Annotated in this window: 7 protein-coding genes; 5 read left to right on the forward strand and 2 right to left on the reverse strand. The window is 71.8% G+C overall.

Going from position 1 to position 11,820, the window contains the following annotated elements:
• Positions 1–126 precede the first annotated feature (126 nt).
• The 4 genes from WA788_RS02440 (at position 127) to WA788_RS02455 (ending at position 3,842) form a co-directional block, all read left to right on the forward strand.
• Positions 127–1,650: a flavin-containing monooxygenase gene (locus tag WA788_RS02440; protein WP_335970993.1), complete on the forward strand. Its 1,524-nt coding sequence runs from the start codon at positions 127–129 to the stop codon at positions 1,648–1,650.
• Positions 1,647–2,612 carry an alpha/beta fold hydrolase gene (locus WA788_RS02445; protein ID WP_335970994.1) on the forward strand — a complete coding sequence of 322 codons (966 nt, stop codon included), beginning with the start codon at positions 1,647–1,649 and terminating at the stop codon, positions 2,610–2,612. Before WA788_RS02440 ends, WA788_RS02445 begins: the two co-directional genes overlap by 4 nt.
• The gene (locus tag WA788_RS02450) at positions 2,609–3,511 is read left to right on the forward strand and encodes an SDR family oxidoreductase (RefSeq protein WP_335970995.1); all 903 of its coding nucleotides are present in this window, start codon (positions 2,609–2,611) and stop codon (positions 3,509–3,511) included. Before WA788_RS02445 ends, WA788_RS02450 begins: the two co-directional genes overlap by 4 nt.
• A gap of 106 nt (positions 3,512–3,617) precedes the next feature.
• A complete protein-coding gene (locus tag WA788_RS02455) occupies positions 3,618–3,842 on the forward strand; it encodes a hypothetical protein (RefSeq protein ID WP_335970996.1) in 225 nt (74 codons plus the stop codon).
• A gap of 98 nt (positions 3,843–3,940) precedes the next feature.
• On the opposite strand, the gene WA788_RS02460 is transcribed toward WA788_RS02455, so the two are convergent.
• On the reverse strand, positions 3,941–7,558 hold the full coding sequence (locus tag WA788_RS02460) for a S41 family peptidase (protein ID WP_443033948.1): 3,618 nt from the start codon (positions 7,556–7,558) through the stop codon (positions 3,941–3,943).
• Between the two features lie 133 nt (positions 7,559–7,691).
• Positions 7,692–9,380 carry an FAD-binding dehydrogenase gene (locus WA788_RS02465; protein ID WP_335970998.1) on the reverse strand — a complete coding sequence of 563 codons (1,689 nt, stop codon included), beginning with the start codon at positions 9,378–9,380 and terminating at the stop codon, positions 7,692–7,694.
• A 616-nt stretch (positions 9,381–9,996) separates the two neighbouring features.
• Here WA788_RS02465 and WA788_RS02470 point away from each other — a divergent pair.
• A complete protein-coding gene (locus WA788_RS02470; protein WP_335971000.1) occupies positions 9,997–11,787 on the forward strand; it encodes a glycoside hydrolase family 6 protein in 1,791 nt (596 codons plus the stop codon).
• Positions 11,788–11,820: the final 33 nt, after the last annotated feature.

An 11,820-nucleotide genomic window follows, 5' to 3' on the forward strand; every position in this document is an offset into this window, starting at 1 on the left:
GGGTTTTCCGCGGCGATCCGGGCGGGCGAAATCCGGACCTACCCCTACCGGAGGTAACGGTAGGTGCCCTACAGTCCAACTGTGCCAGTGATTGCTGGCGCGATTGGCGACGTGGGAGGCGGTGCCATGGACGACGACATCGAGCACGTGCGGGTGGCGGTGATCGGGTCCGGCTTCGGCGGCCTGGGGGCCGCGGTCAGGTTGCGTCGGGAGGGGATCACCGACTTCGTGATCCTCGAGCGCGCGGACGCGGTGGGCGGCACCTGGCGCGACAACAGCTACCCGGGCTGCGCCTGCGACGTACCGTCGCACCTGTACTCGTTCTCCTTCGCCCCGAACCCCGACTGGCCACGGGCCTTCTCCGGTCAGGAGCACATCCGCGCCTACCTCGAACGGGTCACCGACACCTTCGGGTTGCGGCAGCACCTGCGCTTCGGCGCGGAGGTGCAGCTGGCGCGCTGGAACGCCGAGGCGCGGCACTGGCACCTGAAGACGGCCCGCGGCGAGCTGACCGCCGATGTCGTGGTCTCCGCGACCGGCCCGCTGTCCGACCCGAAGATCCCCGATGTGCCCGGCATCGAGAGCTTCCCCGGGAACGTGTTCCACTCCTCGCGCTGGGACCACGACTTCGACCTCAAGGGCAAGCGCGTCGCCATGGTCGGCACCGGTGCTTCGGCGATCCAGATCGTGCCGTCGATCCAGCCGGAAGTAGGGAAGCTGACTGTCATCCAGCGCACCCCGCCGTGGGTGATGCCGCGGGTGGACCGTCCGATCGGTGCGGCGGAGCGGTGGCTGCACGGCACGGTGCCCGGTACCGCCAAGATGCGCCGGGCGGTGCTGTGGCTGATCCGGGAGTTCCAGGTCGGCGCGTTCGTGAAGCAGCCGAAGCTGATGAAGGCTGCCGAGCGGATCGCGCGCGGACACCTGAGGCGGTCCGTCAAGGACCCTGGGCTGCGCGCTCGCCTCACCCCGGACTACACCATCGGATGCAAGCGCATCCTGCTGTCCAACGCCTACTATCCGGCGCTCGCGCAGCCCAACACCGAGGTGGTCACCTCGGCGCTCGCCGAGGTGCGGGGGTCGTCGGTGGTCACGGCCGACGGCACCGAGCGCGAGGTCGACGCGATCATCTTCGGGACCGGGTTCCACGTCACCGACATGCCGATCGGCGACCGCGTCATCGGCGCGGACGGCCTCAGCCTGAAGGAGCACTGGAAGAACGGCATGGCCGCCCTGCGCGGCTGCACCGTCGACGGCTTCCCGAACTTCCTGTTCATCATCGGGCCGAACACCGGCCTGGGGAACAGTTCGATGATCCTGATGATCGAGTCGTCCCTCAACTACGTCGCGGACTACATGCGCACGCTGGAGCGTTCGGGCGCCGCCGCCCTGGATGCGAAACCGGCGGCGGTCGCCGCGTGGAACGAGGAGATGCAGCGCCGTGCGGCGCGCACCGTGTGGAACACCGGTGGCTGCAAGAGCTGGTACCTGGACGCCAACGGCCGCAACACGACGGCCTGGCCGGGCACCACGGCGGAGTTCCGGCGCGCCACCAAGCAGTTGAAACTCTCCGAGTACGACCTACTGGCACCCGCGGGCCGGCCGATCGCCGGGTCCGCTTCCGGGCGAGCTGTGGAGGTGGCGTCATGACGACGCTGTACGAGGCGGTCCAGCCGCGCAGGACCCTGACCGCGGTATCCGCGGACGGGACCCGCCTGAACGTCGAGGAGTACGGTCGCAGCGACGCGCCCCCGGTGGTGCTGGCGCACGGGTGGACGTGCTCGACGCTGCTGTGGGCGCCGGTCGTGCGCGCCCTGGCGTCGGACTTCCGGCTGATCGCCTACGACCAGCGAGGCCACGGCCTCAGCGGCTCGTCCGCGGTGCGCGAGGGCTACGACACGAGCATGCTGGCCGACGACCTGGAAGCCGTACTGGAGACGACCTTGTCGAAGGGCGAGCGCGCGCTGCTCGTCGGCCACTCCATGGGCGGCATGACGATCATGGCGGCCTCCGACCGTCCCGCCGTGCGCGAGCACGCCGCCGCGGTGCTGCTGGTGAGCACCGGCGGCAGCCGGCTGGTCCGCACGACGCAGGTGCTGCCGCCGCGACTGAGCGCCCGCTGGCTGCGTGACGTACTGCACCGCCAGATCCTCGTCTCCAGGCTGCCTCTGGGCCCGGTGACGCCGGCTGCCAAGGCGGCGCTGAAATACGGGGTGATGGGCCCGGGGTCGTCACCCGAACAGGTGACGTCCTGTGCGCGCATGGTGCACGCCTGCCGGCCGCGGCAGCGTTCCGAGTGGGGCAAGGTGCTGGCCGCGCTGGACCTGGACACCCAGGTGCCCAAGTTGACCGCGCCCACCGCCGTCATCGTCGGAACTGTCGACAAACTGACTCCCAAGGTGCACACGTACCGCATCGCCGCCGCGCTGCCGCACTGCGTCGGGGTGACCGAGCTGCCCGGCCGCGGCCACATGACGCCGCTGGAGGACGCGGGCAGCGTGGAAGCGGCGATACGTGGCATGGCGTCCGATCACCTGACGGGCGCCGCGGCGCCCGAAGGTGTGGAGGCCGGCCGGGTGGCGGCCGACGGCGTGGAGGAGAAGAGCGCATGAGCGCAACGTCGTTGAACGGCCGGGTGGTGGTGGTCACCGGCGCGGCGCGCGGCGTCGGTGAACTGCTCGCCCGCAAACTCGCCGCGCGCGGCGCCCGGCTGGCGCTGGTCGGCCTGGAGCCCGACGAACTGAAGAACGTCGCCGCGTCACTGGGAGGAGAGGCCGCCAGTTGGACCGCCGACGTCACCGACCGGGCGGCGATGGCCGAAGTGGCCGCGGAGGCCCGCGCACACTTCGGGCGGATCGACATCGCCGTCGCCAACGCGGGCGTCGCCACCGGAGGGCCGTTCCTCGAGTCCGACCCCGACGCCTTCGATCGGGTGATCCAGGTCAACCTGCTGGGCAGCATCTCGACCGCGCGGGCGTTCCTGCCGGCGCTCGTCGACTCGCACGGCTATTTTCTGCAGATCGCATCACTCGCGGCGATCACCCCCGCACCCTTGATGGCCGCCTACTGCGCGAGCAAGTCGGGGGTCGAGGCGTTCGCGCACAGCCTGCGCGCCGAGATGGGCCCCAAGGGTGTCAAGGTCGGAGTGGGGTACCTGAGTTGGACCGACACCGACATGGTGCGCGGCGCCGACGAGGACGACGCCCTGCGTACCATGCGTGCGCGGCTTCCCTGGCCGACGAACCGAACGTATCCCCTGGAACCGGCGGTTGACCGGCTGGTCGCCGGGATCGTACGGCGCTCGCCTCACGTGTACGCGCAGTGGTGGCTGCGCGGCATGCAACCGGTGCGCGGCTATCTTCCGTCGGTGATCGGCGGCGCGCTGGGGCAGCGGGAGATGCGCCGGGCCGGCGCGGCGCTGGACCGCGCGCCGGGGGCACGGCGCGGACTGGTCGGCAAGGGAGGCGCCGCGGACGAGTCGGCGAGGACGTCCGCCCACACCGCTCCGTAGCTGTAACCGCGCGCTGACCTGAGGTTATTTGTCCAGGATGCGAGGGGTGTCCGGTCATGTAACTCTTGTCGAGGCCCCATTCCCCAACTCCACAGGAGGAGTCACCATGGGTGCTTTCGATCAGTTCAAGGACAAGGCTGAGGACTACGCCGAGCAGGCCAAGGGCGCGCGTGGCGACCGGCGGGACAAGTCCGCCGATGCTCAGAACCCCGAGCAGGCCCAGCGCGGCATGCGCCAGGAGGCGCAGGAGCGCCGTTCCGACCTCGAGGACCAGGTGTCGCGTCGCATGGGCCGCGAGTCCGAGGACGGCAGCCAGGACGACCAGGCCTGACGTTCTTGAGCTGACACCGGCGTCGCGCAGCGCGCGGACGCCGTGACACGGAAGGGGCGCCCCCTGCGGGCGCCCCTTCTGCGTTGCCGGTCCGCACCCTAGGAGCGCGGGGGCAGCGGCGGGCGGGCGCGGTTGGGGCGGGACGACAGGTCGGGCGGTACCGCCGCCGGGTGTTCGCCGAGCAGCGACAGTGCCTCGCGGACGGCGACGGCGAGTTGGCCGTGCCTGCCTTCCGCCCAGTCCAGCGGGGTGCGCAGGCACTCGATGTCGGGTGCGACGCCATGGTTCTCGATGGACCAGCCGTAGGCGTCGAACCAGGCGGCGTTCATCGGGACGGTGATGACGGTGTTGTCACCTAGGCGGTGGCGGCCGGTCATCCCGACGACGCCACCCCAGGTGCGCAGGCCGACGACCGGGCCGAGCCGCAGCAGTTTGAACGCGGCGGTGATCATGTCGCCGTCTGACGACGTGGCCTCGTCGGCGACCGCGACGACCGGGCCGCGCGGGGCGTTGCCCGCGTAGGACACCGGTTGGGCGTTGCGGGTGACGTCCCAGCCGAGCACCGTGCGAGTGAGCTTCTCGATGACCAGTTCGCTGATGTTGCCGCCTGCGTTGCCGCGTACGTCCACCAGCAGGGCGTCGTAGGCGACTTCCTTGCGCAGGTCGCGGTTGAACTGTGCCCAGCCCGAGCCGCCCATGTCGGGGATGTGCAGGTAGCCGCAGCGGCCGCCGCTGAGGTGCCGGACGACGCTGCGCCGTTTGGCCACCCAGTGCTGGTAGCGCAGCGGACGGTCGTCCACGAGCGGCACCACGGCGATGCGGCGGGGCGCGCCGCGGCCGCCGGGCGGGGAGAAGGTGAGTTCCACGCTGGTGCCGCCCGCGCCCGACAGCAGGGGGTACGGGCCCGCTTGGGGGTCGACGCGGCGGCCGTCGACGTGGGTGAGGACGGCACCCTCGCGGATACCCGTGCCGGCCAGCGGCGAGCGCGCCTTGGAGTCCGACGACTCGCCGGGCAGGATGCGGGCGACCGCCCAGTCGCCTTCCTTGGTGCGCTGGAAGTCGGCGCCGAGCAGCCCGATGGGCCGCTGGTAGTGCGGGGGGCCTTCGTTGCGGCGGGCGGGCTGCACGTAGGCGTGCGAGGTGCCCAGCTCGCCGAGCACCTCGCGCAGCAGGTCGGCGAACTCGTCCGGTGTGGCGACGCGTTCGACCAGCGGCCGGTACTGGTCGAGGACCGCGGGCCAGTCGACGCCGCACATGTCCGGTGCCCAGAAGAAGTCGCGGATGAGGCGGCCGGCCTCCGCGTACGACTGGCGCCACTCGGCGGTCGGCTCCACCTCGTGCAGGATGCGGCGCATGTCGACGTAGACGGTGGAGTCGTCGTCGCCCCGTTCGTTGGCGGGCAGCACGGCGAGTTCGCCCTCGTCGAAGACGGCCAGGCGCTGGCCGTCGCCGCTGACGGCGTACCAGTCCATGTGGCGGACCAGCTCGACGCGCTTGGACTTCCCGAGGTTGAAGTACTCCAGGCTCGGGCGGGCCGACGGGTCGGTCGGATTGACGAACGTCTCGCCGAGCGCACCAGAGATCGGCCACCGGAGCCACACCAGACCGCCCTGGACGGGCTCCAGAGCGCTGTACTTCGACGCGGGGACCGGGAAGGGCGTCACCCGGCTGGGAAGCCCCTCAGCCTCCACCACGACCGGTCCGTCGCTGCCGCCCTCGCCCGGGTCCAGGCCGCTGCCGACGGGGCTGCCGTCGACCCGCAGCGCGAACGGCGAGGGCGTCGCGGAGTTCAGCGGCACCAGGTAGGGGCGGCAGCCCAGGGGGAAGGACAGGTCGCCGGTGTGCACGTCGTACACCGGGTCGAAGCCGCGCCACGACAAGAAGGCCAGGTAGCGGCCGTCCCGGGTGAAGACCGGCTGCTCGTCCTCGAAGCGGCCGTTGGTCACGTCGATGATGGTGTGGTCGGTGAGCCGGGCGATCTTGATGGAGCGCAGCGAGCGCCCGACGCCTGGATGCGACCAAGTCAGCCACGCGGAGTCGGGGGAGAAGGCGAGGTCGCGGACCGGGCCGTTGGTGGAGCGGACGAGTTCGTCGACGGTGCCTGTCGCGACGGGCGGGCGGGGCGGACCGTACTCGTCGTCGGGGTCGCCCTCGCCGGTCGCCACCAGCAGCAGCCGCCCGTCGTGGGCGGCGACGGCGAGGACGGCGCCGTCGGGCGAGGAGACCAGTTCCGTGACGCGCCCCAGGCGGCCGACCGCCAAGCGCGCGTGCGGGGTGTCGGGCGCGTCGCCGAAGGGGCTCGGGCCTGTGGTGCCGTCGGCGCCGTCGCCCCGGTCGCCGTCGCCGCCGGCAGGGGCGTAGGACAGGGGGCCCGCATCACCCGGGCGGGTGACTTCGCCCGGCGTCACCTTTGCGCCCGCCGACCCACCCGCACGGGTGAGGTCGCTGGTCCAGCGGACCGCTCCGGTGACGGCCGGCCCGCCGACCGGGACGACATCGGCGGCGATGTCGCCACTGACGCCGTTGCGCGGGGCGAAGACGAGGTCGGCCGCATAGTCGCCGGGGATGTCGCCGACGCTCTCGGGGCCGCGGGTGAGGGCGCGGGAGGCGTGCCCCGGCAGGTGGGCGAGTTCGATGCCGTCCTCGCCCTCGATGTCGGTGACGTAGGCGACCAGGCCGGTGTCGCCGAGCATCTCCGGCAGCCGCACCCGGGCGCCGGGGACGTCGCTGATGGTGCGGGCGGGGCCGTCGCGGTGGGTGAGCCAGTACAGGCTGCCGCGCACGCAGACGGCGCTGGCGCGTCCGGTGCGGTCCATGGCGAGGCCGTCGAGGTTGGAGGCGGCCGGCACCTGGTAGGGGCGGCGGCCGCTGCGCGGCCCGCCCAGGCGCACATCCAGGCGGCGGGGGGCGGCGTCGGCGGACAGGTCGTCGACCAGCCACAGGGCGCCCGCGCACTGGTAGACGACGCGGCTGCCGTCCGTGGCGGCGGACCGGGCGTAGAAGTCCGCGTGGTCGGTGTGGCGGCGCAGGTCGCTGCCGTCGGGGCGGCAGGAGTACAGGTTGCCGATGCCCTCGTGGTCGGAGAGGAACGCGATGCGTCCGGCGACGAACATCGGTGACGACAGGTGACCGTCGAGTTCGGCCACCAGGCGCTCGCCGTGCAGCCACAGGCGGCCGGTGGCACCGCCGCGGTAGCGCTTCCAGGCGTGCGGTTCGTGCGGCGGGGTGCCGGTGAGCAGCAGGGTGCGCCGCTCCCCGTCCTCGCAGTCGTGCACGGCGATGTCGGAGACCGGCCCCCAGGGCAGCGGGGCGCCGGGCTCGTGCTCCGTCGGCACGCTGTGCGCCCAGGTGTGATAGGCGAACGGCTGGCCGTGTGAGGAGACCGCGAGGATGTGGCCGTCAGGCGTCCAGGAGCACACCCGGGTGTCGGAACTGCCCCAGTAGGTGAGGCGGCGCGGGGAGCCCCCGTCCACGGGGACGACGTACACCTCGGGGTCCAGGCTGCGCCAGGTGGTGAAAGCGATGGAGGCGCCGTCGGGTGAGATGCGGGGCACGCCGACCCGGGTGCGGTCGGCGGTCACCCGCCACGCGCGCCCGGGAGCGCTGCCCGGCGGCCCGAGCGGGGCCACCCAGATGTCGTCCTCGGCGGCGAAACTGAGCAGGTCGCCGTGCAGGTGGGGGAACCGGAGGTACGCGCCGTCGCTCACCCCTCCCATGGTTCGGGGCGCCCGCGGGGCGGGCAACTTTTCACGCCGCCGCGCGCCCCCGCCCTGCACCAGTACGCCCCACACGGATACCGCGCGCCCGGGCGCGGGCCGCCTCGCGCCCGGCGCCCGGACGCACTTGCGCTCACGCCGTGGCGCGAGCCGCCGCGCGCCCCGCCGTACGCCCCGAGAACAGGCAGCCGCCGAGGAACGTGCCCTCCAGGGACCGGTAGCCGTGCATCCCGCCGCCGCCGAACCCGGCCGCCTCGCCGGCCGCGTACAGGCCCGCCAGAGGCTCGCCGCGGCCCGCCGCGCCCTCTTCGCCGCCGGGGGCGGCTCCGGCCAGCACACGGCCGTCCAGATCGGTTTCCAGGCCGCCCAGCGACTTGCGGGTGAGGATGTTGAGCCGGACCGCGATGAGCGGGCCGGCCTTGGGGTCGAGCAGGCGGTGCGGGGCGGCAGTGCGCACCAGTTTGTCGCCGATGTAGTTGCGGGCACCGCGGATCGCGGTGACCTGGAGGTCCTTGGTGTAGGTGTTGGCGATCTCCCGGTCGCGGGCCTCGATCTCGCCGCGCAGCGCGGCCTCGTCGATGAGGCCGTCGCCCGTGATCGCGTTCATGCCGCGCACCAAGGCGCCCAGGTCGCGTTCGACGACGAAGTCGACACCGTGCTGCTTGAACGCCTCGACCGGCCCCGGGGCGCCCGGCAGCGCCCGCTTGAACACCTCGCGCACGCTCTTTCCGGTCAGGTCCGGGTTCTGCTCGGAGCCCGACAGCGCGAACTCCTTCTCGATGATCTTCTGGGTGAGGACGAACCACGTGTACTCGTGCCCGGTGCTCATGATGTGTTCCAAGGTGCCCAGGGTGTCGAAGCCGGGAAAATACGGCACCGGCAGGCGCTTGCCGGTCGCATCCAGCCACAGGGAGGACGGGCCGGGCAGGATGCGGATGCCGTGCCGGGCCCAGATCGGGTTCCAGTTCTCGATGCCCTCGGTGTAGTGCCACATCCGGTCGCCGTTGATGAGGCGGCCGCCCGCGGTCTCGGTGATGCCGAGCATCAGGCCGTCGACGTGCGCGGGGACGCCGGACAGCAGCTTGGCGGGTGCGGTGCCCAGACGCTTCGGCCAGGCGGCGCGCACCAGGTCGTGGTTGCCGCCGATGCCTCCGGATGTGACCACCACGGCCTGGGCGCGGAGTTCGAAGTCGTCCACGACCTCGCGGGAACTGGCCACGCCGCGGGCCACGCCGCTCGGCGCCAGCACCTCGCCCGCCACGCCGTCCACGGCGCCGTCGGTCTTCGTCAGGGACGTCACCCGGTGCCGGAAGCGCAACTCGACACGGCCGCGGGCGACCGCGTCGCGCACCCGCTGCTCGAAGGGCGCGACGACACCCGGGCCGGTGCCCCAGGTGATGTGGAAGCGCGGCACCGAGTTGCCGGGGCCGGTCGCCAGGAAGCCGCCGCGTTCGGCCCAGCCGACCACCGGGAAGACCCGCAAGCCGCGGTCGTGCAGCCAGGCGCGCTTCTCGCCGGCGGCGAAGTGCACGTAGGCCTCCGCCCAGCGGCGCGGCCAGTGGTCCTCGGGGCGGTCGAAGCCCGCGGTGCCGAGCCAGTCCTGCCAGGCGAGGTCCGCGCTGTCCTTGATGCGCATCCGGCGCTGCTCGGGGGAGTCGACGAAGAACAGCCCGCCGAACGACCAGAAGGCCTGCCCGCCCAGGGACGCTTCCGGCTCCTGGTCGAGGAGGATCACCTTGCGGCCCGCCTCGGCCAGTTCCACCGTGGCCACGAGTCCGGCCAGCCCCGCGCCCACCACCACGACGTCCGCGTCCAGCGCCATCGGCCCGCTCCCTCGGTCATCCTTACTCGCCGGTAGAACCTCAGGGGAGCACGTTACGCGACCGTGTCGGCGCGGCAAGGGGTTGCGTACGAACCGGTTCCCCGGCCTCCCCGGCGAGCAGCACCAAGGCGGCGGACAGCCGCCCCGACAGCAGGTGAATGTGCGTTCACCCTCCCGCCCCCTTCGCGCTGCCGCGCCCCGCACCCCATGCGAACTCACCCGTTCAGGTGACTGCGCCTCGCCGCCCGGTGCCCGCTGCCCAGCGTCTGCGACCTCACCTGTACGGCCCCAGCAGTCACCCGTACGAGCAGTCGAAGCACCATGGCACGTCAATAAGCGGTTCTGTACATCACTTGACGGCATGTCAACGACAGGTGGTCGGAGTGCGCGACATCGCCCGCGCCCGCCCGCCGGAGCAACGCGACCCTGAGCTGGGGGTCTTGCGGAGCCTGTGCCCGGGTTGTGTTTCAAGCATTGACAGGGATAGGGAGGCTCCTCACTATGGGAGCGCTCCCACGTTAAGAGCGTGTAACTGCACCACGCACCAACGGCACCACCTCCCATGACCTTTCGACGGAGTGTCGAGGGTCCATCCCCCCAATGGAGGGTCGTTCGCATGGCAGTTCCGATCATTCGAAGGAGAACGGCCGCACTGGCCGCAGGGGCGCTCGTCGTCGCCTCCGGCGCTGTGGCGGCGGCGTTGAGCAGCACCACCGCCCAGGCGGCGTCCAGCGCCTGCTCGGTCGACTACACCGTGTCGTCCCAGTGGGACAGCGGCTTCACCGCGTCCGTGACGGTCACCAACAACGGCGCGGCGGCCACGAGCTGGAAGGTCGGCTGGTCGTTCGCCGGCAACCAGAAGGTGACGCAGGGCTGGAGCGCGGACATCAGCCAGAGCGGCGCGGCCGTCACCGCGTCGAACCTGTCGTACAACGGCGCGCTGGCCGCCAACGGCACGGTCAGCTTCGGCTTCAACGGGTCGTACAGCGGCACCAACGCGGTGCCCACCGCGTTCACGCTGAACGGCGTCGCGTGCGGCACCGGCAGCGGCGGCACCACCGGCAGCACCACTGGAGGCAGTACCACTGGCGGTAGTACCACCAGCGGTAGCACCACTGGCGGCACCACGACCACCCCGCCGACGGGCGGCGACGGCCAGCGGGTGGACAACCCGTACGTGGGTGCGAAGGGGTACGTCAACCCGGAGTGGTCGGCGGAGGCGTCCGCCGACGGCGGCTCGGCGATCGCCGGCCAGTCGACCGCGGTCTGGCTGGACCGGATCGCCGCGATCGACGGTGCCGACGGCGCCATGGGCCTCAAGGACCACCTCGACGAGGCGGTCGCACAGGCGGGCGGCCAGCCGCTGACGGTCGAGTTCGTCATCTACGACCTGCCCGGCCGTGACTGCTCCGCGCTCGCCTCCAACGGCGAGCTGGGCCCGGACGACCTGTCGACGTACGAGACGCAGTACATCGACCCGATCACGTCGATCATGTCGGACCCGGCGTACGCGAACCTCCGGATCGTCAACATCATCGAGCCGGACTCGCTGCCGAACATCGTCACCAACGCCAGCGGTGAGGCGGGCTCGACGGCCGCCTGCGCCACCATGAAGGCCAACGGCAACTACGAGAAGGGCGTCGGGTACGCGCTCGCCAAGCTCGGCGCGCTGCCGAACACCTACAACTACATCGACGCCGGCCACCACGCGTGGCTCGGCTGGGACAGCAACTTCGTCCCCGCCGCGCAGGAGTTCCTGAAGGCCGCCACCACCAGTGGCGCGACCGTCCACGACGTGCAGGGCTTCATCACCAACACGGCGAACTACAGCGCCACCGTGGAGCCCAACTTCAAGGTGACCGACAGCGTCAACGGCACGACCGTGCGGCAGTCCAAGTGGGTCGACTGGAACAACTACGTCGACGAGCAGTCGTACGCCACCGCCCTGCGCACCGAACTGGTCAGCGTCGGCTTCGACAGCAATATAGGGATGCTGATCGACACCGGCCGCAATGGCTGGGGCGGATCGGCGCGGCCCACCGGGCCGGGTGCCACCACCAGCGTCGACACCTATGTGGACGGCGGCCGGATCGACCGGCGCATCCACGCCGGCAACTGGTGCAACCAGTCCGGCGCCGGCATCGGCGAGCGCCCGACCGCGGCCCCGGCCGCAGGGCTGGACGCCTACGTGTGGATCAAGCCCCCGGGTGAGTCGGACGGTTCGAGCAAGGCCATCGCCAACGACGAGGGCAAGGGCTTCGACCAGATGTGCGACCCGACCTACGGCGGCAACGCGCGCAACGGCAACAACCCGACCGGCGCCCTGCCGGACTCGCCGCTCGCGGGCCACTGGTTCTCGGCACAGTTCCACCAACTCCTGCAGAACGCCTACCCGCCGCTGTCGTAGCCTCCTGACCGTCCTCGGCAGGTAAGGCGGCGA

Origin of the sequence: Streptomyces sp. CA2R106 (assembly GCF_037034245.1) — a bacterium.
Classification (GTDB): domain Bacteria; phylum Actinomycetota; class Actinomycetes; order Streptomycetales; family Streptomycetaceae; genus Actinacidiphila.

What these genes read in the sequence shown, in the direction of transcription:
- WA788_RS02440 (WP_335970993.1), top strand. Translation starts at nt 127, where the DNA reads ATGGACGACGACATCGAGCACGTGCGGGTGGCGGTGATCGGGTCCGGC.
- WA788_RS02445 (WP_335970994.1), top strand. Translation starts at nt 1,647, where the DNA reads ATGACGACGCTGTACGAGGCGGTCCAGCCGCGCAGGACCCTGACCGCG.
- WA788_RS02450 (WP_335970995.1), top strand. Translation starts at nt 2,609, where the DNA reads ATGAGCGCAACGTCGTTGAACGGCCGGGTGGTGGTGGTCACCGGCGCG.
- WA788_RS02455 (WP_335970996.1), top strand. Translation starts at nt 3,618, where the DNA reads ATGGGTGCTTTCGATCAGTTCAAGGACAAGGCTGAGGACTACGCCGAG.
- WA788_RS02460 (WP_443033948.1), bottom strand. Translation starts at nt 7,558, where the DNA reads ATGGGAGGGGTGAGCGACGGCGCGTACCTCCGGTTCCCCCACCTGCAC.
- WA788_RS02465 (WP_335970998.1), bottom strand. Translation starts at nt 9,380, where the DNA reads ATGGCGCTGGACGCGGACGTCGTGGTGGTGGGCGCGGGGCTGGCCGGA.
- WA788_RS02470 (WP_335971000.1), top strand. Translation starts at nt 9,997, where the DNA reads ATGGCAGTTCCGATCATTCGAAGGAGAACGGCCGCACTGGCCGCAGGG.